Genomic DNA, 23092 nt, shown 5'->3' on the forward strand with positions numbered 1-23092 from the left:
ACGCTGTTCACGCCAGCCCGGCTCAGAACGCCGTGCGCAGCGTCACGCGCAGCGTGCGCGGCTCGGCCGGGTGCACGTGCTTGTCGGCCACCGGCGCGCTCTCGCCCGGCAGCTGCGACTCGTACCAGTACTCGATGTCGTTGACCTTGCGGTCGAAGAGATTGAAGACGTCCAGCGTCAGCTCGGTCCTGGCGCCCAGCTTGCGGCCGATGCGCAGGTTGGTCGTCAGCGATGCCGCCGAGCGCACACTGTTGTCTTCCACCAGCGCGCCGCTGCCCAGGTAGCGCCACTGCAGGCTGGCCGACCAGGGCCCGAGTTCGCGCGCCGTGACGGCCAGCGAGGCCACCTTGTCGACCGCGTTCGGGATGCGGTCGCCAGCCGGGTCGTCGTCGGAGAAACGGGCGTGCGTCCAGGCCAGGTCGGCGTCGACCAGCAGCCAGGGCCGCGGCGCCCAGCGGTTGTTCCACTCGACGCCGCGGCGCTTGCTCGGGCGGTTGGCCTCGGTGGCGCCGGCGTCGCCGACGTAGACGAGCTCGGAGTCGAAGTCCAGCGTCCACAGCGCCAGCGAGCTCTGCAGCCCCGGGATCCACTCGGTGCGCGCGCCGAGTTCGTAGCCGCGTGCGGCCACCAGCCCGGGCGCCGGGTCGACGGCGGCCGTCGCGCCGCGCGCGTCGTTGCTGTGGAAGCCGCGCCCGGCGTTGACGAAGAACTCGGTCTTCGCCCAGGGGCCGAGGATCAGCGACAGCTTGGGCGACACCAGGTGGTCCTTGGCCGAACCCGAGTTGGCGTCGTCGCTCAAGCCGTCGACGTCGAAATGCACGCGGTCGGCACGCAGGCCGACGACGCTGCGCAGCCAGGGCGTCCATTCCAGCGTCGTCTGGCCGTAGACCCCGGCCATCGTCTCGCGCACGCGGTCCTCGCGTGTCGTGCCGGTGATGCGCCGGGCCTCGGTCTCGAACAGGCCGACGCGGATGCGGTCGTGGCGCAGCTGGGCGCCGAACTCGGTCTTCGCCGGCAGGCCGGCCAGCATGTGGTCGAAGGCGTGGCGCACGGCGACGCCATAGATGCTGCGATCGTCCTGCTGCGAGAACTGGTCGCCCTGCTGCGGGCGCTCCAGCGCATAGGTGAAGTTGGAATAGAGCTTCAGGCCGTAGTCGATCGCGTAGGCCGAGAGCTCGGTGGACGCGCCGTCGCCGCGCCAGTGCCATTCGCCCGACAGGCTCGTGCGGTGGGTGCTGCCGCCGTCGCTCGGGTCCAGCGAGTCGAAACGGCCGAAAGGCTTGCCGTCGAGGCTGCCGCCCTTGATCAGGCGCTCGGGGATCTGGTCGGTGGCATCCCAGCGCGCGTCGTAGGCCATCAGGCTGGTGCTCCAGCCGGCGGCGCGGGTGCCGGCCGACAGCGTCAGCACCGCGTTGCTCTTGCGCAGATGCTCGGGCACGGTCCAGGGGCCGTCGTTGTGCATCAGCTCCACGGCGCCGAGCAGGCGCAGGTCTTCGCCCAGCACCGTGGAGCCGCCACCGACCAGGCGCTGGTAGTCGCGCTCGCCCAGCGTCAGCGCCGCGAAGGGTTCGTCCAGCGTCTGGCGGTAGACGATGTCGGCCGAGCCCGCGGCCGAGAAGTCGCCGTTGCGCGCGAAGTACGGGCCTTTGCGGTACTCGATGCGGTCGACGAGTTCGGGGATCAGGAAGTTGAGGTCCGAATAACCCTGGCCGTGGCCGTGCGAGGGCATGTTGACCGGCATGCCGGCGACGCTGGTCGCGAAGTCGGTGCCGTGGTCGAGGTTGAAGCCGCGCAGGAAGTACTGGTTGGCCTTCCCGTCGCCCGAGTGCTGGGTGACGATGACGCCGGGCACGAACTCCAGCACCTCGCCCGGGCGCAGCGCCGGCCGGCTCTGCAGCAGTTCGGCGCGGATCGTGCCTTGCGAGGCGGCGTCGGACGTGCCGACGGCGTTGTCGTAATGGCGGCCGGTGATTTCGATGCGCTCCGCGGCGCCGCCGGTGGGCTCGGCGCTGGCATCGGTCTGGGTCTGGGCGACGGCGGCGCCGGACAGCAGCACGGCCAGGGCGATCGGGGTGTGGCGCAGCGCGGAGTTCATGCGCGGCATGCTGGGTCGGGCCGGTGTCATGCGTATGAAACTTGTTGGGTTCTTCATACCCGCGGATGCGGGTGGGCTCAGGAAGCGAAGGTGCGCCGCTCAGCGCAGTGCGGGGGCGGGACGCAGGCGCGCGGCGCCGGCGCAGGCGGCCAGATAGGCGAGCGCGATGGCGGTGATGACCGCCAGGCCGACGAACAGCTCCTTGCCTTCGAGCCAGCCGTCGACCCAGGACGAGGCGAAACGCGCCACGCCCAGCGACGCGACGAGCAGGCTGACGCCGGCCACGGCCAGCGTCATCGTGCGCGAGGCGACGACGGCCAGGCGGTCGGTGCGGCCGATCAGCCGCGAGATCCACCAGCCGTTGGCGCCGTCGGCCAGCAGCATGCCGAGCACGAACAGCGCGCCCAGCAGCGCGGCGTTGGCGACGCCGCCGTAGTGCATCGCCGTCACGGCGAACAGCGCCGACTGGCTCAGCGTGTCGAAGGACAGCGCGAACAGCATGCCGACACCCATCACCGACAGCGGCCCGGCGGCGCCGCCGCGGCCGCCGAGCAGGCGTTCGACCAGCCGCCCGCGCACGCCGACCAGCGCCACCGGCGCGTCGGCCGGCGCCGCCCAGACGGCGCGCAGGTTGACGATGCCGACCAGCGTCAGGAAGGCGATCGAGATCAGGCCGCCCAGCGCCTCGAACCAGCCCGGCGGCACCCAGCGGCTGCCGAGCGCGCCGACGGCCAGCGCGATGGCCATCACGACGAGGCCGTGGCCGAGCGAGAACAGCGCGCCGCACCAGCGTGCATGCGCCCGGCCGCTGCGCGAGCCGATGCGCGTCAGGCCGTCGATGGCCGCCAGGTGGTCGGCGTCCAGCCCGTGGCGCATGCCGAGCAGGAACACCACGGCGCACAGGGCGCTCCAGTCGGCGGGCAGGTCGTGCATCGGAGACGGCGGACTTGTATGAAGATTTGTTCGATTCTCATACAAGTTCCGTGCCCGTTCGCCCGTCGGCGAGCGGCCGCACGGCCGTTCAACCGGCGCGTGGGGTGCGGCGGGCCCGGCGCGACGCCGGCGGCGCCGTCGCCGGCTCGAGATGGTCGTGGCCGTGCGCGCTGTGCGCCGTCATCGGCACGAGGTGCAGCTTGCCGTGGCTGACGCCGGGCTGGGCGATCACCGACTCGGCGAAGGCGCGCACCGCGTCGGTGCGGCCGCGCAGGATCACGGTCTCGATGCAGTGGTCGTGGTCGAGGTGGGCGTGGGTCGTCGCCACCGTCAGCTCGTGGTGCTCGTGCTGCAGGTCGGTGAGGCGCATCGCCAGCTGGCGCTGGTGGTGGTTGTAGACGTAGCTGAGCGTGGCGACGCAGGGCTGGCCGGGCTGCTCGCGCAGCCGCACCTGGCTCAGGTCCTGGCGCAGCAGGTCGCGAAAGGCCTCGGACCGGTTCTCGTAGCCGCGCGAGCGCACCAGCGCCTCGAAGGCCTCGGCCAGTTCGTCGTCGAGCGACATCGTCAAGCGCTTCATCGCCGGGACTCTAGCGCCTTGGCAGGCGCCAGGGCGAGGAGCGAACCGCTGCTGACCTCGTTCGCAGCGGCTCACGAGCGCCGCACATCCGAGATCGCGCTTACCGGCGGTTGCCGCCGCGGGGCCCGAATCGCGTGGTGCCCGGGCCCCCGGGCGCTGCCTAGGCTCGGTGCTCCAACCTTGAAGGAGACGACATGAACCGCAGCTCGCGACTCGCCGCCGCCCTGCTCGCCGCCACGGCTCCGGCCATGGCCCTGGCGCTCGACGGCATCACCGACCGGCCGGGCGACTTCCTGTCGACCTTCGCCGGCAGCGCCGCCAGCACCGATCTCGACGTGATCTCGGCGACCGTGCTCTACGACCCGGGCGCCGACCTCTTCAAGCTGACCAGCACCTTCTCCGGCGACGTCGGCCTGACCGCCTCGGCGCTCTACGTCTGGGGCGTCAACCGCGGCGCCGGCACCGCCGGATTCGCGGCCCAGGGCATCGACGGCGTGCGCTTCGACCGCGTCGTGCTGCTGCGCCCCGACGGCAGCGGCAGCGTCGCCGGCGTCGGTGCCCTGGCCGACGGCTCGGTGACGGTGAGCGGCGCGACGATCACCGCCCTCGTGCCGGGCGCGCTGCTGGAGTCCACCGGCTTCGCCAAGCGCGACTACACCTGGAACCTGTGGCCGCGTGACGCCAGCTTCAGCGGCTTCGCCGCGATCTCCGATTTCGCGCCCGACAACGCCAACTTCACGACGACGATCGGCATCGTGCCCGAGCCCGGCTCGATGGCGATGATGCTGGCCGGGCTGGTGCTGCTGGGCGGCGGCGCGCTGCGCCGCGGCGCCGTGCCGCGGGGCTGAGGCTTCAGCCCCGGCGCGCCGCCTCGATCGCGGCGACGTCGATGCGCTCCATCGACATCATCGCCTCGAAGGCGCGCCGGGCGGCTTCGCGGTCGGCACCGGCGATGGTCTCCAGCAGCACGCGCGGCGTGATCTGCCACGAGATGCCCCAGCGGTCGCGGCACCAGCCGCACTGGCTGGCCTGGCCGCCGTGGCCGACGATGGCGTCCCAGAGCCGGTCGGTCTCGGCCTGGTCCTCGGTCGTCACCTGGAACGAGAAGGCCTCGTTGTGGCGCACGCCGGGGCCGCCGTTCAGCCCGACGCAGGGGATGCCCAGGACCGTGAACTCGACCAGCAGGACGTCGCCCGCGCGGCCCGCCGGGTAGTCCCCCGGTGCGTGCAGCACGGCGCCGACGGCGCTGTCGGCAAAGGTCTCCGCATAGAAGTTCGCCGCCTCCAGCGCGGCACCGTCGTACCAGAGGCAGACCGTGTTCCTTGCAGCCATGCGCATCTCCCGGGCTTGCGAGCATTGCGAAAGGCCGCGCGGCGGCAATCGCCGTTCCGCTGCCGCCCGAGCCCGCCGCGTGACCGCCATCAATGCAGCCGGCGCCGGCTTGGCATCCAGTACGGGCATACACCGGTGTCGCTCGACGCGCCTCACGCCAGACTCGAGCGCAGCACGATCGATGGCCCGCCACCCCGTCACCGAAGCGGACGACCCCGCCGCCGGCCCGCTGGCCGACGACATCCCGTCGCTGGCCACGACGCTGCTGGCCAGCATCTCCGACGGCGTCAACGTCATCGACGGCCGGCGCCGCATCGTCTACACCAACCGCGCCTTCGACGAGATGTTCGGCTACGCGCCGGACGAACTGCTGGGCCAGGACGCGGCGGTGCTCAACGCCGACGGCCAGCGCAGCGGCGAGCTGCTGGCGCAGGAGATCGTGCACACGCTGGAGGCCTCCGGCGCCTGGACCGGCGAGCTGCTGAACCGGCGCCGCGACGGCAGCCGGTTCTGGACCCACGCCAGCGTCACCTCGTGGCGCGACCCGCAGCGCGGCACGCTGTGGGTGACGGTGCAGCGCGACATCACGGCGATGCGCGAGGCGCAGGCGCAGCGCCGCATCGCCGAGCAGCGCTTCCAGCTCGCCCAGGACGCCGGGCACATCGGCATCTGGGACTTCGACCTCGCCAGCGGCAGCGTCTACTGGTCGCCCGAGTCGCTGCGCCTGTGCGGCCTGCCCGACGACGAGCCGAACCTGAGCTACGAGGACTGGCGCGCGCGCATCCATCCCGACGACCTGGCGCTCATCGACGCCGGCTGGGCCCAGGTCTGGCGCGGCGAGAGCTTCAACGTCGAGTACCGCATGCGCCACGGGCGCGACGGCTGGCGCTGGCTGTACTCGGCCGGGCGGCCGGTCATCGACGACGAAGGCCGGCTGATGCGCGTGCTGGGCATCAACCTCGACATCACCGAGCGCCGCCGGGCCGCCGCGGAGCTGGAAGCCCACCGCGACCATCTCGCCGACCTCGTCGCGCAGCGCACCCAGTGCCTGGAGGAGCAGACGCGGTTCCTGCAGACGATGAGTGACGCGCTGCCGGCGCTGGTAGGCTACTGGGACACGGCGCTGCACAACGGCTTCGCCAACCGCGCCTACCGCGAGCACTTCGGCCTGAGCACCGAGCGCATCCGCGGCACGACGATGCGCGAGCTGCTCGGCGACGAACTCTTCGCGGCCAACCAGGCGTCCGCCGCCGCCGCGCTGGCCGGCACGCCGCAGCGCTTCGAGCGTTCGATCCGCCGGCCGAGCGACGGCCGCGCGATGCACGTCTGGGTGCAGTACATCCCCGACGTCTGCGACGGCCGAGTCGTCGGCTTCTTCGTGCTCGCCACCGACGTCACGGCGCTGCACGAGGCCAACGAGCAGCTGCGCCGCCAGGCCGCCGAACTCGACGACCTCTACCACCACGCGCCCTGCGGCTACCACTCGATCACGCCCGAGGGCACGGTCCGCAAGATCAACGACACCGAACTCGCCTGGCTGGGCTACCGGCGCGAGGACGTCGTGGGCCGGCACATCACCGAGTTCATGACGCCGGAATCGGTGCGGACCGTGCACGAGACGATGCCGCGTTTCTTCGCCCAGGGCCGCATCGAGTCGCTCGAGCTCGAACTCGTGCGGCGCGACGGGCGGCGGCTGCCGGTGCTGCTGTCGGCCACCGCGGTGCGTGGCGACGACGGCCGCCCGGTGCTGTCGCGCTCGGTGCTCGTCGACTACTCGCAGCTGCGCGAGCAGCAGCGCGTGCTGCGGCAGGTGCTGAGCGCGGCGCCGGTGGCGGTGCGCATCGCGCGCGCCAGGGACCGGGCGGTGCTCTTCGCCAACGACGCGTTCTACGCGCTGCTGGACCGCCCGCGTGCGCAGGCCGACCGCATCGACATCCGCGCGCACTACTGCGACCCGGCGGTGTTCGACGAGATCGGCGCGCAGGTCGCCGCCGGCGAGGCGGTGCTCAACCGGCTGGTCGAACTGCACCGGCCCGGGCAGCCCGAGACGCCGCACGTCTGGGCGCTGAGCTCGTACATGCCCATCGTCTACGAGAACCAGCCCGCGGTGCTGGCCTGGCTGTTCGACGTCAGCGAGCTGCAGCGCGCGCGCGACGACGCCGAGGAGGCGATGCGCGCCAAGAGCAGCTTCCTGGCCAACATGAGCCACGAGATCCGCACGCCGCTCAACGGCATCGTCGGCATGGCGCACCTCGTCGGCCGGGGGCCGCTGGAGGCCGTCCAGCGCGCCCAGCTGGCCAAGCTGGTGGCCGCCAGCGAGCACCTGAAGTCCATCATCAACCACGTGCTGGACATCGCGAAGATCGACGCCGGCAAGCTGACGCTGTGCACGGCGCCGCTGCGGTTGGAGGCGGTGGCCGCCAACGCGCTGGCGATGCTCGAAGGCGAGGCACGCGCCAAGGGGCTGCAGCTGCTGCTCGAACTCCAGCCGCCGCTGCCGGCGGTGCTGGGCGACGCGACGCGGCTCGAGGAGTGCCTGCTGAACTACGTCTACAACGCGGTCAAGTTCACCGAACGCGGCAGCGTCACGCTGCGCGTGCGCACCGACGGCGAGGACGAACGCGGCGTGCTCGTGCGCTTCGAGGTGCGCGACACCGGCATCGGCATCAAGGCCGGCACGATGCGCAAGCTGTTTGCCGAGTTCGAGCAGGGCGACGCCGCCGGCGCGCACCAGGCGCACGGCACCGGCCTCGGGCTGGCGATCACGCGCCGGCTGGCGCGGCTGATGGGCGGCGACACCGGCGCAGCCAGCCAGCCCGGCCAGGGCAGCCTGTTCTGGTTCACCGCCCGGCTGCCGCGCGCCCCGGCCGCCGGCAGCGAGGCCGCCGCGACAGCGGAGGACGCCGAAGCCGAACTGCTGGCCCGCCACCGCGGCCGGCGTGTGCTGCTGGCCGAGGACAACGACATCAACGTCGACGTCGCGCGCAGCCTGCTGGAAGAAGTCGGCCTGCAAGTCGAGGTCGCCGCCAACGGCGCCGAGGCGGTGGCCTGCGTCGCCGCGCGCGGCGCGGACTACGGCCTGGTGTTGATGGACCTGCAGATGCCGGTGATGGACGGCATCGCCGCGACGCGCGCGATCCGTGCCTCGGGCGAGCACGCGTCGCTGCCGATCGTCGCGATGACGGCCAACGCCTTCGACGAGGACCGCGCCGCCTGCCTGGCCGCCGGCATGGACGACTTCCTCGCCAAGCCGGTCGTGCCCGAGGAGTTGTTCGCCACGGTGGCGCGCTGGCTGTCGCGGCCGCGGCACTGAAGGCGCCGATCGTGTACGATGGGCCTGCAGACATGCACAAGAGCGTCCGCTCATTGGTCTTTCTTCACGCCCCGGTGCTCTACCGGCCGTCGCGTCGAATCCCCTCTTGAAGATTTTCTTGGCGTTTCTCCGCTGGGTGCGATCTTGCGCCCGGCAACTTCGAAAGGTATTCGACATGACGACTCAAACCGGCACCGTGAAGTGGTTCAACGAAGGCAAGGGCTTCGGCTTCATCGCCCCCGATGACGGCGGCAAGGACCTCTTCGCGCACTTCAAGGAAATCAAGGGCAGCGGCTTCAAGACGCTGACCGAGAACCAGCGCGTCGAGTTCGAGGTGACCCAAGGCCAGAAGGGCCCGCAGGCCTCCAACATCCGCACGCTGGGCTGAGAGCCCGGCTGCACCACAGGACGCGGGGCTCTGCCCTCGCCGTCCTGACGACCGAAGCGCGGCAAGGCCGCGCTTTTTCATTTCTGCCGGAGGACGCCATGAAGAACCTGCAAGAAGCCACCGAGCGCATCTGCGAGTTGAAGGGCGGCCTCGTCGCGCTGGATGCGCTGATGCCGGCGTTGATCGAAACCCTGGGCCCGGCCTCGCTGACGCGGCTGGCCGCGTCCTTCGACGCCTATGCCGAGGCGGCGCGCACGGTGATGCTGCACGCCGAGATCTCCGACCTCGTGCTGGCCAGCTTCGAGCGCGACGTCGCGCGCCATCGGGCGGTGCTGCGCGGCAGCGCCGGCCAGCCCAGGCCCGCGCCGGCCGGCACCGTGGACGCGCTGCTGCTGGCGACGACCCGCGTCGCGACCTTCGTCGGCGCGCAGGCGCTGAGCAGCGCCAGCGGCTTCTTCTTCCGCCGCGACGAGCGGCTGTTCCTCGTCAGCGCCCGGCACGTCTTCGTCGACGCCGCCAGCGCGCACCGCCCCGACCGCCTGGAGATCACGCTGCACACCGACCCCGGCGACCTGGCGCAGCACGCCGTCGTCTCGTTGCCGCTGTTCCGCGACGGCCTGAGCCAGTGGCGCGACGGCAGCGACAGCGGCGGCGCGGTCGACGTGGCGGCGATCGAGATCGAAGAATCGCTGCTGCCCGCCGGCACCCGGCTGCAGGCCTTCGACGAGAGCCATCTGCAGGCGCTGGACGAGGACATCGCGATCGGCGACGTGCTGACGATCCCGGGTTACCCGCTGGGCTTCCAGGACACGGTGCACCACCTCGCGGTGGCGCGCAACGCGTCGATCGCCTCGGCCTACGGCGTGCGCTTCCAGCGCCAGGGCTGCTTCCTGACCGATGCGCGCACGCACCGCGGCAGCAGCGGCGCGCCGGTGGTGCGCCGCCGCCGCCAGGGCGCCGCGGCGGCGCTGGCGTCCTGGCAGCTGCTGGGCGTGCACTCGACGCGCATGGACATGCGCACGCGCGACGAGCACGAGGACGAATCGCTGGGCCTGAACTGCGCCTGGTACGCCGACGTGCTGCTGGCGCTGACCGGCGAGCGCCAGGCGCCGCCGGCCAGCTCCGCGCTCAGTAGCTGAGGTTCAGCTTCACCCAGACGTTGCGCCCGGTTTCGTGGATGCGCACCGGGTCGGCGGGGTAGCCGAAGTCGGCGCTGCCGGCCAGGTTCAGGTGCTCGCTGTAGGTCCGGTCGAACAGGTTGTCGACGCCGGCCGTGAGCTGCAGGCGTTCGTCGAAGCGGTAGCCGCCGTTGAGCGCCAGCGTCACGAAGCCGGCGCTCGCGCCCAGGTCGCGGCCGACGACGTTGCCCTGGTCGAGCGCGACGCGGCGCTGCGCCGCGACGGCGCGCAGCAGCGTGCCGAAGCTCCAGCGGCCGTCGTCCCAGCGGGCGCTGAACCGCGCCTCCAGCGGCGGCATCTGCGGCAGCGCCTGGCCGCTCGTGGCGTTCTCGCCCCAGGCGTAGGCCAGCGTGCCGCCGAGCTTCCAGCGCGGCGTCGGCCGCAGTTCGACGCCGGCTTCGGCGCCGCGGATGTTGGCGTCGACGTTGGTGGCGGTGGACGTCAGGCCCATCATGCCGCCGCCGCCATAGCTGAAGAGGATGTAGTCGGCGATGCGGCCGGCGTAGGCCGAGACCCAGGCGCTCCAGTCGGCGCTGCGGTATTGCGCGCCGACGTCGAGCTGGGTCGTCTTCTCGGGGCGGAGGCCGGCGAAGGCGTTGGCGGCGCCGGCCGGGCCCTTGTCGGCCGAGAACAGCTCCCAGTAGTCGGGCATGCGCTCGGTGTGGCCCAGGCCGGCGTACCAGCCCAGCGGCAGCGTCGAGAGTTCCCGCTCGTAGCGCAGGAAACCGGCCTTCAGCGTCTCGTCGCGCGTCTGGCCGGCCGTCGGGTTGGGCATCGCCATCATGCCGGTGGTCTGGCGCTTGTCGGTGGCTTCGGCGCGGTCCAGGCGCAGGCCGGCGACGACGCGTTGGCGGGCTTCGATCGCCCAGCTGCCCTCGGTGAAGACGCCGACGCTGCGCAGCTCGGCGTCGGTGGCCCAGGGCTGGTCGCGGTAGGCGCCGCGGCCCATCGCGCTGCGGTCGCGGTGGCGGCTGGCCAGCGCGTCGATGCCGCTGGTCAGCGCCAGGCCCGCGGCCGTCCAGTCGACCGCCACGCGGCCGCCCTGCGTGCGGCGCTCGACGTCGGCGGCCATCGGCATCGGCATCGAGCTCATCGGGTTCGGCTCGCGCAGCGTGTAGTTGTCCATCACGTGGTCAGCGAGGTTGTAGTAGACGCTCGCCTTGACGGACTTCAGCACCGGGCCGAGGTTCTTGCGCTCGAGGCGCAGGCCGTAGCTCTGGCGGCGGAACTGCGCGCCGTCCATGCCGCGGCCGGCGTAACGCGCCTCGCCGTCGCCGGTGCCGGCGCTGAACTCGACGACGGTGTCGGCGTCGGGCGTCCAGCCCAGCGCCAGGTCGGTGTTCCACTTCTTCCACGAAGAAGGCACGGTCTTGCCGTCGCCGTCCTCGTAGTCGTCGGCCTGCGCATGGTTGGCTGACAACCGCGCGTAACCCTGCGCGAAGCCGGCGGTGGCGTCGAGCACCGCGTCGGCGCGGCCGAAGGCGCCGGCCAGCAGGCTGCCGGTGGCGTGCACGCCGGGTTCGTCGAAACGCGGCGTCTCGCGCTCGAAGCGCACGGTGCCGGCCGAGGCTCCCGGCCCCCAGAGCACGGTCTGCGGGCCCTTGACGACGACCAGCTTGTCGTAGGTCTCGGGCGAGACGTAGGACAGCGGGTTGTCCATGCGCGCCGGACAGGCGCCGGGCATCGCGCCGTCGTTGCTCAGCACGTTCAGGCGCGAACCGAACATGCCGCGCAGCACCGGGTCGCCGTTGGTGCCGCCGTTGCGCACGGCGCTGAAGCCGGGCACGGTCTTCAGGTAGTCGGCGCCGTCGCTGGCCGGCACCGGCTGGCGCGGCAGCCGCGGGTCGGTCTCCCAGGTCAGCGCCGAGATCGGCGAAGCGGTGATGACGATGACCTCGGTGGGCAGCGGCGGTTCATCGTCGGCGAACGAGGTGCTGGGTGAGGCGAAAGCGGCCAGGACGGCCAGGCTCAGGGCAGACGCACGCGGCGTCTTCCGTTGGGACGTGGACATGGGACTCCAAAGCACAAGGAGCACGGCCAGCAGGCCGCGCGGAGTAAACGGGACTTGTGGTTCAGAGCGAGGCCGGCGGGCCTTGCGCGCCGAGGCCGCACAGGCGCACCGGGCGGGCACGCGGCGGCTCGTCGACGAGCGCGAGCTGCGTGGCCGGCGCAAGCGGCGGCAGCGGCGCCTGCCAGCGCGGCGGCGGCATCGGCGCGCCGAGCACGCAGTAGCCGCAGTCCGCGCCGGCGTGCAGGCTGGCCGGCAGGCCGCTGTCGCCGTGGCCGCCCTCGGTGCTGCAGAGCTCGGCCCAGGACGGCGGCGCCTGCGCCGCCAGCACCCGGCTGATCGACGGCATGAGCGCCATGAGCAGCGCGGCCAGGAAGGCCAGGCGGGACATGGAGCGCAGGAATGCCGTGCGGCGGAGCATGGGGCGGATTCTCGCCGCCCGGCGGGCGACATTCCTTCAATTGCTTCAAGAATCGAAGCTCGCCGCCGCCGGGCTAAGCTGGCGCCCATGCGGGCCGCCCTCGACGCCGTCTACCGCGAACACGCGCGCCGCGTGTTCTCGACGCTGGTGCGGCTGCTCGGCAGCTTCGAGCTCGCCGAGGAGGCGCTGCACGACGCCTTCCTCGCCGCCGCCGAGCAATGGCCGGCGCACGGCGTGCCGGCGCATCCGGTGGCCTGGCTGGTGTCGGCCGGGCGCTACCGCACGATCGACCGGCTGCGGCGCGAACGCCGCTTCATGGCCTGGGACGACACGCTGGCCGACCCCGCGCCCGGGCCCGACGCGCTGGCCGAGGCCCGCGACGAAATCCCCGACGACCGGCTGCGCCTGGTCTTCACCTGCTGCCACCCCAGCTTGTCGGAAGACGCGCGCATCGCGCTGACGCTGCGCGAGGTCTGCGGCCTGGGCACCGAGGCCATCGCCGCGGCCTTCGTGCTGCCGACGCCGACGCTGGCGCAGCGCATCGTGCGCGCCAAGGCCAAGATCGCCGCGGCCCGCATCCCCTACGAAGTCCCCGGACCGGCCGAGCTGCCGGCGCGCCTGACCAGCGTGCTGCGCGTCGTCTACCTCGTGTTCAACGAAGGCCACGCGGCGCGCGACGCCGGCCTGGCCGACGAGGCGATCCGCCTGGCGCGGCTGCTGCTGGTGCTGATGGCGCCCGAGCCGCCGGCCGAAACACGTGGCCTGCTGGCGCTGCTGCTGCTGAGCGACGCCCGCCGCGCCGCCCGCCTGGACGCCGACGGCGCGCTGGTGCCGCTGGACCGGCAGGACCGCCGCCTCTGGAACCGCGCGCTGATCGCCGAAGGCTGCACGCTGGCCGAGGCCGCGCTGCGCCAGCGTGGTTTCGGCGCCTATGCGCTGCAGGCGGCGATCGCCGCGGTGCATGCCGAAGCCGCCGACGCCGATGCCACCGACTGGGCGCAGATCGTCGGCCTGTACGACGCGCTGTGGCGCGTGGAGCCGACGCCGGTGGTGGCGCTGAACCGCGCCGTCGCGGTGGCGATGCGCGACGGCCCCGAGGCCGGCCTGGCCTTGCTGCGGCCGCTGCTGCCGCAACTGCCCGCCTACCCCGCCGCGCCGGCTGCTGCCGCGGAGCTGTGCCGCCGCGCCGGCCTGCTCGACGAAGCACGACGGCACTACCGCGACGCCGTCGCGCTGGCACGCCAGGCGCCCGAACGCGACTTCCTCGCCGCACGGCTGGCGGCGCTGTGCGGTTGAAACAAGTCGTCAGCGGCTGTCGATATCGCCGCCCCCCGTTCGACCAGTGGAGACCGGCTTGCCGGTTTCACCACCCCGAACCAGGAGACGACATGGCCACCACGCTCACCCCCTACCTCAGCTTCCCGGGCAACACGCGCGAGGTTTTCGCGTTCTACGCCCAGGCGCTGGGCGGCACGATCGAGGCGATGATGACCCACGGCGAGATGCCGCCCCCGCCCGACGACCAGCCGGCGCCCGAAGGCTGCGGCTTCGCGCCGCCGCCGGCCGACTCGATCATGCACGCCTGCCTGCGGCTGCCCGACGGCGCCCGGCTGATGGCCGGCGACGCACCACCGGGCATGCCGTTCGACGGCGTCAAGGGCGTGATGCTGGCGCTGCAGTACGACACGGTGGCCGAGGCCGAACGCGTGTTCGCCGCGCTGGCCGAAGGCGGCAGCGTCACGATGCCGCCGGCGCCCACCTTCTGGGCGCGGAGCTTCGGCATGCTGACCGACCGCCACGGCATCGCCTGGGCCGTCAACGGTGAGCCGATCGCCATCGCCTGAATCACAAGCCCCACCAGGAGACGACCGTGACCGAGACCGCTACCCCCGCCGCCGCGGCCGCCGACGACCGCGACCTCGTCATCACGCGCGACATCGCCGCCAGCCCGGCGGCGCTGTTCCGCTGCTGGACCGACCCGGCGCTGATCCCGCGCTGGTTCTGCCCGCCGCCGTGGACCGTCAGCCATGCCGAGACCGACCCGCGCCCGGGCGGCGCCAGCCTGATCGTGATGCGCGGCCCCGAAGGCCAGGAGATGCCCAACCCGGGCGTCTACCTGGAAGTCGTGCCGGGCCGGCGCATCGTCGCCACCGACGCCTATGTCCGTGCCTGGGAGCCCGCGGCCAAGCCCTTCATGACGTTGATCCTCGAGTTCGAGGATCTCGGCGACGGCCGCACGCGCTACACGGCGACCGCCCGCCACTGGAGCGCCGAGGACCGCGAGACGCATCGCAGGATGGGCTTCCACGAAGGCTGGGGCATCGCCACCGACCAGCTCGCGGCGCTGGCGGCCACGCTCTGAGGAGGCGGCGATGAAGTACCTGTGCCTCGTCTACCTGGACGCCGAACACTGGAACGCCTGCCCCGACGCCGACTGCGCCGACTACGCGCGCGAGCTGGCCGACAGCGGCCGCATGCTGGCCGCCGAGCCGCTGCACGGCACGCACACCGCGACCACGGTGCGCGTGCGCAACGGCCAGGTCAGGCTGTTCGACGGCCCGTTCGCCGAGACCCGCGAGATGCTCGCCGGCTTCTACCTCGTCGACGCGAAAGACCTGAACGAAGCGATCCGCATCGCCGCCGGCATCCCGCCGGCGCGACACGGCAGCGTCGAGGTGCGGCCGGTGAGGGAGTTGCAGGTCGCGCCCGTCGCGCAGAAGAGATGAGGCGGCATTGGCCGCCCGTGCCGCTCAGTGAGTAGAGGCGGAACGGCCCTCCGCGGCGCTTTGCCGGAGCAGGCCCGCCGTCGTGTCCTTCTCCAGCCGGCCCAGCGGCGGGATCACCAGCGTCGTGTACTCGGCGTACTGGGCGTCGGGCAGGTCACGCAAGGCCAGGCGCTGCATGCGCGGCTGCTCGATCGGCAGCCACGCCGCTTCGTAGAGGATCACTTCGTGCTCCGGCGGGTACCAGCGCAGCAGCTTGTCCACCAGCGCCTTCAGGCCCTCGCGCTCGGCATGAAAGCGTGCACATGTGAGGTCGCCGGCCAGCGCCACCTGCCACAGCAGCACCAGGCCGGCGCTGTCGATGCGGCGGTCGTAGACCAGGAAGTGCGTCGCTTCCATCGACTGCACGCCGCGCCGGCCCGGGTCCAGACCGAGGTCGGCGTACAGGCAGGCTTCGGCCGAGATGCCCGGTTCCATGCGCGCCGGGATGCCTTCGGCGCGTGCCTTGCGCACCACCACGTGCGGCACGTCGGCGAACACGCCCGGGTGGCCGTAGAACACGGCGCAGACGCGCTTGCCGGCACGCACCTCGGTCATGATCCGCTCGTCGATCTCGCGATAGGTCTCGCGCCGGTCCTTGCCCGGCGCGTAGTGCAGACCGAGGTTGATCGCATCCGGCCGCAGGCTGCTGATCATCGCCAGCGCCATCGGGTTCACCAGGCAGAACACCCGCTCGGCCTCGCGGATCTCCGACAGGCAGCGCTCGCTGGCGTGGCGGCCGAAATCGATGCCGCTGCCCACCACCACCAGGCTGGCCGGCCCGCTCTTGCGCGGCTCGTGGCCGCCGGCACGCACCACGCGGTTGCGCCCGGCGTGTTTGGCACGGTAGAGCGCCTGGTCGGCCTCATGCACCAGTTGCTCCAGCGTGCTCGCTTGTTCGTTGGCTTCGCAGATGCCGGAGCTGATGCTGAAGTGCACCGTCCTGCCGAAGACGGTGATCGGCTCGATGCGCTCGCGCAAGCGCTGCAGCAGCGCCTCGGCATGCGGGGCATCGCCCTCGACGAGGATCATGAACTCGTCGCCGCCGCTGCGTCCGGCGATGCCGCCTTCGCCCACGACCTCGGCGATCCAGGTCCCGAGCGAGCGCAGCGTTTCGTCGCCGGCGGCGTGACCGAAGTGGTCGTTGACGCCCTTGAAGCGGTCGACGTCGGCGACGATCGCGGTGAACGGCCGCCCCCGCTTGCGCGCCGCGGCGAAGGCCGCTTCGCCGAGCTTGTGCACCTGCTGGTAGTTGTAGAGGCGGGTCAGGCCGTCGTGTTCGGACTGCCAGCGGTAGCGCCGACGCTCGAGTGCGGTATGCCGCAGCAGCGCCGTCAGCAGGATCGCGGCCAGCAGCAGGCCACCGATGCCTCCCCACAGCAGCCACTGCCGGCGCTCTGCCGCGGTGACCTGCAGCGTCGCCAGTTCCTTCTCGGCCTGCAGCAGCGCGATCTGCTGCTCCTTCAGGCGGGTGTCGAACTGCACCTGCAGAAAGGCCAGCCGGCGCTCGCGCGCCTCGCTCTCGGCCGACGCCGACGCCGTCGCCGGGGCGGCTCTCTTGTAGTGCGCCAGGGCCTCGGCGAACTCGCCACGCTTCTCGGCCAGGCGCGCCAGGAGGCCTTCCGTTTCCGCCACCGCCGAATCGGCATTCCGGCCGCGGTAGTAACGCAGGATATCGGTCAGCAGCTTGCCGGCACGGTCCAGGTCACGTCCCGAGTCGATCAGGCTGCCCGCCAGCGCCTGGCGCGAGTCCCACTGGCCAGCGGCGTAGCCGGCCTTCTCGTACTCCGCCAACGCCTGGCCAAACCAGCGCAAGGCCTCGCCATGCAAGCCCTGCGCGGCCAGCATCCTGCCGACCCCGTACTTGCCGTTGGCGGCGAACACCATGTCGCCAGCGCGCGTGCAGGCCTCGATCTGCCGCCGATGCCAATGTTCGGCGTCCCGGAACCGGCGCGAAAGCTCCTCGGCCGTCGCGATGTGGGTCAAAGCCATGCACCGGCCATGGCCGTCGCCTCGCTCTTCGACCAACGAGAGCTCGCGCATTGCGAGTTCGCGCGCTTTGCCGGTTTCGCCGACCAAGGAGTACACGTAGCTGGCGACGCCCAACAGACGCGCCGACTCTTCTGGCGCCTCGTCCAGATAGCCGAGCGCCTCGTCGAGCCAGGTGAACGCCCGTACCCATTGCTCGACGTTCGCCGCGACGCTGATTGCGGTGCTATAGGCGCGAACGCGCAGTGCAGCGGGAAGCGGCGAATCCTGAAGCAACGCGCTCAACCCTTGGATCGCGCCGCTCTCGTCGCCCGACAGTGCGAGCATTCGCAGCCGCACGAACTCCACCCGCTGCCGCTGCTCGCGGCTCAGCGCCTCCAGTCGCGGGGACAGCGCCTGGATGTTGTCAGTGGTCTGCCGCCAGTTCGCAGTGGCGCCCAGACGCTCGATCTCGGCGACCTGCGGTTCCAGCGCCTCGCCGGCAAACGCAGGACCGCCGACGAGCGCAAACCACAAAGACGCAACGAGCCAGGATGCACGCATGCCGGCCCCAATGCCCTAGAAAGCCTAGTTGTCGTAGGCGTGGATGAGGTGATTGGTCGCGAACTGCCCGTCTTGCAGCCCGGTGAGGCGCTTGATCGCTTCGTAGTCCTTGTTCAGCAGCGCAGCGCTCTCTTCGGCGGACAGACCGAAGCGGCTGATCACCGCCTGCGGGTTCTGCTCGTACTCGCTGCTCAACGCAGCATCACTGCCCAGCTTCCTCATCAGGTCAAGCAGCTTCGACATGTCGCCCGTTCCTCTTCTTGATGATCGAAAACGTGATCCAGCCGTTTCGCGGACCGGATCGACCGATGACGGCTCGGCCGCCGGACGCTGCCCTGTCGGGCCCACGCACGGGTGACGAACCTAGCATAGAGGTCGACACGCCCCGGCTCACCCGGGTCAGCCGGGCAGCCGAGGCCGGCGCCCAGGCCGCCCGGGGCGTGACAAGTCGTGCGGAATGCCTCGTTGCCCTGTCTGCTGCGTGCAACGCGGGCCTGCCACGAGGCCGGCATCCGGCGCCCTCGCGACGACCTGGACCTAGGCCCTCGCCTCGTCCGTGTCCCCGGCGACGCACACCCGGTTGCCGCCGGCCCGCTTGGCGCGATACATCGCCTCGTCGGCGCGGTCGATGAGCGGGTCGGCCTCTTCGCCGTCTTTCGGATAACCGACGAGGCCGATGCTGGGCGACACCAGGACGGCGTTTCCGGCGACGTCGAAGGGCTCGCACAGCGCCGCACGGATCTTCTCGGCCACCAAGGCCGCGTCCTCGGGCGCGTGCAGCTGGGCGAGCAGCACGACGAACTCGTCGCCGGCCATGCGGCCGACGGTGTCGGACGCGCGCACGCAGTGCTTCAGGCGCTGCGCCACCTGCTGCAGCAGGCCGTCGCCGACGGCGTGGCCGAAACGGTCGTTCACCGGCTTGAAGTCGTCGAGGTCCAGGTACATCAGCGCCAGGCCCGTGCCGTCGCGCCGCGCGCGTGCCAGCGCCATCGCGACGCGGTCGCGCACCAGGTTGCGGTTGGGCAGATCGGTCAGCGCGTCGTGCTGGGCCACGTGCTGCAGCCGCAGCTGCCCCTGCTTGCGCTCGATGGCGTCGGCGATCTGCGCCGACACGAACTTCAGCAGCTCGACGTCGGCCTGGCCGTACCGCACCTCGGGCGAATGGCTCTTCACGAGCAGCGCGCCGATGACACCGTGCGCGACGCCGAGCGGCACGCCCAGCCAGTCGACCGGCGTGCGCACGGGCTGCGCGGGGTCCACGGCATCGTGGCTGACCAGCCGCTCCTTGCCGCCGCGGATCAGCTCGGTGCACAAGGTCTCGGCGTCCAGCGTGCCCGGCTCCAGCGGCGCACGGTCCTGGTCGACGAAATACGGGAAGCTCAGCCAGTCGCCGGCGGCGTCGTACAGCGCGACGAAGAAGTTCTTCGCCGGCAGCAGCCCGTCGATGATGCGGTGGATCTGCGCGAACAGCGCCAGCAGGTCCTCGGCCGCGTGCGCCGCCTCGGAGATCGCGTACAGCGCCGCCTGCATCGCCTCGGCGCGCTTGCGCGCCGTGACGTCGCGCGCCACGGCGACACGCACCCCGTCCAGCGGCGACCAGCGCGCCGACCACATGATGTGCACGACGCGCCCGTCCTTGCGCACGTAGCGGTTCTCGAAGATCGGCTTGTGCTGGTAAGCGACGATCTCGGCCACGGCGACCAGCGTGCGCTCGCGGTCGTCGGGGTGGACGAAGCCGATCACCGGGCGGCCGATCATCTCCTCGGGCGGGTAGCCGAAGATGCGCTCACCGGCGGCACTGACGAAGACGAACCGGCCTTCGGTGTCGACGACGCAGACGGCGTCGAGCATCAGGTCGAGGACGTTGGCCAGAAATGCTCGGTCCAGAGGTTCCATCGCCGCAGCATTCTCGTCGAGCCGCCGCGATCCGGCTGCGAACTGCTGCGCAGCCGCCGCCGGCCAGGCCACGCGCTAGGCTTGCGCCATGAAGATCGATTTCGACGGCGTGCAGGCGTTTGTCGCCATCGCCGAGCTCGGCGGCTTCAACAAGGCCGCGCGCGAGCTGCACGTGACGCAGACCGCGCTGACGCGGCGCGTGCAGAAGCTCGAGGCCTACCTGGGGCTGAAGCTGCTGGACCGCACGACGCGCCGCGTCGAGCTGACGGCCGTCGGCCGCGAGTTCCTGCCGCAGGCACGCGCCATCGTCCAGGAGATGACGGCCGCCGTCGAGCAGCTGAAGGACATGTCGCGCCGCTCCACCGGCCACTTCACGCTGGCCTGCATCCCGTCGATGACGTCCCACGTGCTGCCCCGCGTAATGCAGCGCTACGCCCAGCTCCACCCCGGCAACCGCATCCGGCTGCTCGACGGCAGCTCGCACGAGGTGCGCAACGCGGTGCTCGGCGGCCAGGCCGAACTCGGCATCGCGGTGCACGGCGAGAAACACCCCGACCTGGCCGAGACGGTGCTGTTCGCCGACGAGCTGGTGCTGCTGTGCCGCAGCCCGCATGCGCTGGAAGACCGCGACAGCGTGACCTGGGGCGACCTGCGCGACACCGAGCTGATCGGCATCAGCAGCTTCACCGCGACGCGCGTCTTCATGGACTATCAGCTCGCCAAACAAGGCATCCGGCTGCAAGGCCACTGCGAGGTCCAGCACCACGCGACGGCGATCAACCTCGTCGCCGCCGGCGTCGGCAGCGCGATCCTGCCGTCGTCGGCCTTCGAGGAAGGCGACCGCCCGGGCGTGCGCAAGATCCCGCTGACCCAGCCTACGGTCAAGCGCAAGGTGTCGCTGCTGCGCACGCGCCATGGCGGGCTGTCGCCGGCGGCCCAGGCCTTCCACGAGCTGCTGAAGGCCACGCCACTGGGCAACTGAGTGATGCGCGGAACGCAATAATTCCGCCCTGTTTTTCACTTCCCAGATCAATCGCCGACTCCAAGAATCCGCCGTCCTCGTTCCAGGCGGTGTTTTCTCGATGAGTCCCGACGTGCTGGTCATCGGCGGCGGCAACGCCGCCTTGTGCGCCGCCCTGATGGCGGCCGAAGCGGGCGCCAGCGTGCTGATGCTGGAAGCCGCGCCGCGCGCCTGGCGCGGCGGCAACTCGGCGCACACGCGCAACCTGCGCTGCATGCACGACGCGCCGCAGGACGTGCTGGTCGAGGCCTATCCCGAAGAGGAGTTCTGGCAGGACCTGCTGAAGGTCACCGGCGGCCTCACCGACGAGCGCCTGGCGCGGCTGACGATCCGCGCCTCGGCGACCTGCCGCGACTGGATGCGCCGCCACGGCGTGCACTTCCAGCCGCCGCTGTCGGGCGCGCTGCACGTCGCGCGCACCAACGCCTTCTTCATGGGCGGCGGCAAGGCGCTGGTCAACGCCTACTACCGCAGCGCCGAAAAGCTGGGCGTGCGCGTGCGCTACGAAGCGCCGGTCGACCGACTCGAAATCGAAGACGGCCGCTTCGTCGCCGCGCACGTCGGCGGCGAACGCATCGAGGCCGGCGCCTGCGTGCTGGCCGCCGGCGGCTTCGAGTCCAACCGCGAGTGGCTGCGCGAGGCCTGGGGCGAGAACGGGCGCGGCGAATGGCCGGCCGACAACTTCATCATCCGCGGCACGCGTTTCAACCGCGGCGTGCTGCTCAGGCACCTGCTGGCCGACCACGGCGCCGAGCGCATCGGCGACCCGACCCAGGCCCACATGGTGGCCATCGACGCGCGTGCGCCGCTGTACGACGGCGGCATCTGCACACGCATCGACTGCGTCTCGCTGGGCGTCGTCGTCAACCGGCAGGCGCAGCGCTTCTACGACGAAGGCGAGGACTTCTGGCCCAAGCGCTACGCGATCTGGGGCCGCCTGGTCGCGCAGCAGTCGGGGCAGATCGCCTACTCGGTGATCGACGCCAAGGCCATCGGCCGCTTCATGCCGCCGGTGTTCCCCGGCACTCGGGCCGAGACGCTGCCCGGGCTCGCCCTGGCGCTGGGGCTGGACGTCGAGGCCTTCATGCAGACCCTGCTCGCCTACAACGCCGCCTGCCGGCCCGGCCATTTCGACCACACGCGGCTGGACGACTGCCGCACCGAGGGCCTGTCGCCGCCCAAGACCCACTGGGCGCGGCCGATCGACACGCCGCCCTTCCACGCCTACGCGGTGCGGCCCGGCATCACCTTCACCTACCTGGGGCTGCGCACCGACGAGACGGCTGCGGTGCGCTTCGGCGGCCAGCCCAGCGAGAACCTGTTCGTGGCCGGCGAGATGATGGCCGGCAACGTGCTCGGCAAGGGCTACACCGCCGGCGTCGGCATGTCGATCGGCACCGCCTTCGGCCGCATCGCCGGCCACAACGCGGCCCGCGCCGCCCAGCGCCAGGGAGCCCGCCATGCGCACGCTTGAAGCGCTGACCCGCGAAGCCCGTGCGCTGGCCGAAGGCGAACTCGTCTTGACCGCCGAAGAAGCCGACGTCGCGCGTCAGATGACGATCTGCAACGGCTGCCGCTACTGCGAAGGCTTCTGCGCCGTGTTCCCGGCGATGACGCGGCGGCTGACCTTCGGCAAGGCCGAGGTGCATTACCTGGCCAACCTCTGCCACAACTGCGGCGCCTGCCTGCACGCCTGCCAGTACGCGCCGCCGCACGAGTTCGCCATCAACGTGCCGCAGGCGATGGCGCGCGTGCGCGGCCAGACCTACGGCGACTACGCCTGGCCGCCGGCGCTGGGCGCGCTGTACCGGCGCAACGGGGCGACGCTGGCCGTCGCGCTGACGCTGGCGATCGCCGGCTTCCTGGCCGCCGCGGTGGCGTCCAACGGCCCGCTGTGGGGCGCGCAGCCCGGCGGCAACTTCTACGCCGTGTTCCCGCACCACCTGCTGGTCAGCCTGTTCGCGCCGGTGTTCCTGTTCGCCGTGCTCGCGCTGGGCCTGGGCGTGCGCCGCTTCTGGCGCGACCTGCTGCCGGTGACCAGCGGCCGGCCGACGACTGCGCCGGCCGCGGCCGAAGCCGTGCACGACGTGCTGCGGCTGAAGTACCTGGACGGCGGCCACGGCCAGGGCTGCCCCAACGAGGACGACGCCTACACGCTGGCGCGCCGGCGCTGCCACCACCTGACCTTCTACGGCTTCGCCGCCTGTCTGGCGGCCACCGCGCTGGGCACGCTCTACCACTACGCCTTCAAGCTGCCGGCGCCCTACGACCTGCCCTCGCTGCCCAAGCTGCTGGGCGCGGCCGGCGGCCTGAGCCTGCTCGTCGGCACCGCGGGGCTGTGGCGGCTCAACCTTCGCCGCCACCCGCTGCATGGCGACGCGGCGCAGAAACCGATGGACCTGGGCTTCATCGCGCTGCTGTTCCTGACCAGCGCCAGCGGCCTGGCGCTGTGGCTGGCGCGCGGCACGCCGGCGATGGCGCTGCTGCTGTGCCTGCACCTGGGCGCGGTGATGGCGCTGTTCGCCACCCTGCCCTACGGCAAGTTCGCCCACGGCGTGTTCCGCAGCGCGGCACTGCTGCGCCACGCGGTGGAGAAACGCCAGCCCAACCCGGTCGGCCTGGGCGCCGACTGAAAA

20 protein-coding genes are annotated in these 23092 nt (G+C 71.7%); 11 read left to right on the plus strand and 9 right to left on the minus strand.

Translation table 11 applies throughout. From position 1 onward, the window contains the following. Window positions 1-22: 22 nt before the first annotated feature. From RGE_RS14260 to nikR, 3 genes are all read right to left on the minus strand, one after another. Window positions 23-2104: a TonB-dependent receptor gene (locus RGE_RS14260; RefSeq protein WP_014429128.1), complete on the minus strand. Its 2082-nt coding sequence runs from the start codon at window positions 2102-2104 to the stop codon at window positions 23-25. Between the two features lie 90 nt (window positions 2105-2194). Beyond that, window positions 2195-3028 (minus strand): HoxN/HupN/NixA family nickel/cobalt transporter, encoded by an 834-nt coding sequence (locus tag RGE_RS14265; protein WP_014429129.1) that lies wholly within the window; start codon window positions 3026-3028, stop codon window positions 2195-2197. An 88-nt stretch (window positions 3029-3116) separates the two neighbouring features. Further along, entirely contained in the window at window positions 3117-3605 is a 489-nt protein-coding gene (gene nikR / locus RGE_RS14270) for a nickel-responsive transcriptional regulator NikR (RefSeq protein WP_014429130.1), read from the minus strand. Window positions 3606-3799: 194 nt separating this feature from the next. Between nikR and RGE_RS14275 the strand changes: the two genes are divergently transcribed. After that, window positions 3800-4453 (plus strand): PEP-CTERM sorting domain-containing protein, encoded by a 654-nt coding sequence (locus tag RGE_RS14275; RefSeq protein ID WP_014429131.1) that lies wholly within the window; start codon window positions 3800-3802, stop codon window positions 4451-4453. A gap of 4 nt (window positions 4454-4457) precedes the next feature. Here RGE_RS14275 and RGE_RS14280 read toward each other — a convergent pair whose 3' ends face one another. Then, window positions 4458-4937 carry a VOC family protein gene (locus RGE_RS14280; RefSeq protein ID WP_043785452.1) on the minus strand — a complete coding sequence of 160 codons (480 nt, stop codon included), beginning with the start codon at window positions 4935-4937 and terminating at the stop codon, window positions 4458-4460. 181 nt (window positions 4938-5118) lie between these two features. Here RGE_RS14280 and RGE_RS23285 point away from each other — a divergent pair, with 181 nt between their 5' ends. From RGE_RS23285 to RGE_RS14295, 3 genes are all read left to right on the plus strand, one after another. After that, on the plus strand, window positions 5119-8250 hold the full coding sequence (locus RGE_RS23285) for a PAS domain S-box protein (protein WP_014429133.1): 3132 nt from the start codon (window positions 5119-5121) through the stop codon (window positions 8248-8250). A 175-nt stretch (window positions 8251-8425) separates the two neighbouring features. Further along, window positions 8426-8638, plus strand: coding sequence for a transcription antiterminator/RNA stability regulator CspE (cspE, locus tag RGE_RS14290; protein WP_014429134.1), 213 nt, complete (start codon window positions 8426-8428; stop codon window positions 8636-8638). 98 nt (window positions 8639-8736) lie between these two features. Beyond that, the gene (locus RGE_RS14295; protein WP_014429135.1) at window positions 8737-9777 is read left to right on the plus strand and encodes a trypsin-like peptidase domain-containing protein; all 1041 of its coding nucleotides are present in this window, start codon (window positions 8737-8739) and stop codon (window positions 9775-9777) included. On the opposite strand, the gene RGE_RS14300 is transcribed toward RGE_RS14295, so the two are convergent. Both RGE_RS14300 and RGE_RS14305 read right to left on the minus strand, forming a co-directional pair. After that, a complete protein-coding gene (locus tag RGE_RS14300; protein WP_014429136.1) occupies window positions 9767-11827 on the minus strand; it encodes a TonB-dependent copper receptor in 2061 nt (686 codons plus the stop codon). The genes RGE_RS14295 and RGE_RS14300 overlap by 11 nt on opposite strands. Before the next feature lie 61 nt (window positions 11828-11888). Next, window positions 11889-12215 carry a DUF2946 family protein gene (locus tag RGE_RS14305; protein WP_014429137.1) on the minus strand — a complete coding sequence of 109 codons (327 nt, stop codon included), beginning with the start codon at window positions 12213-12215 and terminating at the stop codon, window positions 11889-11891. Between the two features lie 117 nt (window positions 12216-12332). Here RGE_RS14305 and RGE_RS14310 point away from each other — a divergent pair, with 117 nt between their 5' ends. The 4 genes from RGE_RS14310 (at window position 12333) to RGE_RS14325 (ending at window position 14971) form a co-directional block, all read left to right on the plus strand. Next, window positions 12333-13541 carry an RNA polymerase sigma factor gene (locus RGE_RS14310; RefSeq protein WP_014429138.1) on the plus strand — a complete coding sequence of 403 codons (1209 nt, stop codon included), beginning with the start codon at window positions 12333-12335 and terminating at the stop codon, window positions 13539-13541. A 92-nt stretch (window positions 13542-13633) separates the two neighbouring features. After that, window positions 13634-14089, plus strand: a complete 456-nt coding sequence (locus tag RGE_RS14315; protein WP_014429139.1) for a VOC family protein — start codon at window positions 13634-13636, stop codon at window positions 14087-14089. A 26-nt stretch (window positions 14090-14115) separates the two neighbouring features. Beyond that, window positions 14116-14607, plus strand: coding sequence for an SRPBCC family protein (locus RGE_RS14320; RefSeq protein ID WP_014429140.1), 492 nt, complete (start codon window positions 14116-14118; stop codon window positions 14605-14607). Between the two features lie 10 nt (window positions 14608-14617). Beyond that, a complete protein-coding gene (locus tag RGE_RS14325; protein WP_014429141.1) occupies window positions 14618-14971 on the plus strand; it encodes a YciI family protein in 354 nt (117 codons plus the stop codon). A 24-nt stretch (window positions 14972-14995) separates the two neighbouring features. On the opposite strand, the gene RGE_RS23735 is transcribed toward RGE_RS14325, so the two are convergent. From RGE_RS23735 to RGE_RS14340, 3 genes are all read right to left on the minus strand, one after another. After that, entirely contained in the window at window positions 14996-17539 is a 2544-nt protein-coding gene (locus RGE_RS23735; protein WP_014429142.1) for a diguanylate cyclase, read from the minus strand. A 24-nt stretch (window positions 17540-17563) separates the two neighbouring features. Next, complete coding sequence (locus RGE_RS14335) at window positions 17564-17782, minus strand: hypothetical protein (protein ID WP_043784129.1); 219 nt, start codon at window positions 17780-17782, stop codon at window positions 17564-17566. Between the two features lie 294 nt (window positions 17783-18076). Then, on the minus strand, window positions 18077-19435 hold the full coding sequence (locus RGE_RS14340; protein ID WP_014429144.1) for a sensor domain-containing protein: 1359 nt from the start codon (window positions 19433-19435) through the stop codon (window positions 18077-18079). An 88-nt stretch (window positions 19436-19523) separates the two neighbouring features. On the opposite strand from RGE_RS14340, the gene RGE_RS14345 reads away from it, so the two are divergent. The 3 genes from RGE_RS14345 to tcuB all read left to right on the plus strand — a co-directional run bounded on the left by RGE_RS14345 (window position 19524) and on the right by tcuB (window position 23089). Further along, window positions 19524-20417, plus strand: a complete 894-nt coding sequence (locus RGE_RS14345) for a LysR family transcriptional regulator (protein WP_014429145.1) — start codon at window positions 19524-19526, stop codon at window positions 20415-20417. Between the two features lie 100 nt (window positions 20418-20517). After that, a complete protein-coding gene (gene tcuA / locus RGE_RS14350; RefSeq protein WP_014429146.1) occupies window positions 20518-21930 on the plus strand; it encodes an FAD-dependent tricarballylate dehydrogenase TcuA in 1413 nt (470 codons plus the stop codon). Further along, window positions 21917-23089: a tricarballylate utilization 4Fe-4S protein TcuB gene (gene tcuB, locus RGE_RS14355; RefSeq protein WP_014429147.1), complete on the plus strand. Its 1173-nt coding sequence runs from the start codon at window positions 21917-21919 to the stop codon at window positions 23087-23089. Before tcuA ends, tcuB begins: the two co-directional genes overlap by 14 nt. Window positions 23090-23092 lie beyond the last annotated feature (3 nt).

It is taken from the genome of Rubrivivax gelatinosus IL144, from assembly GCF_000284255.1.
In the GTDB taxonomy this organism is placed as follows: Bacteria; Pseudomonadota; Gammaproteobacteria; order Burkholderiales; family Burkholderiaceae_C; genus Rubrivivax; species Rubrivivax gelatinosus_A.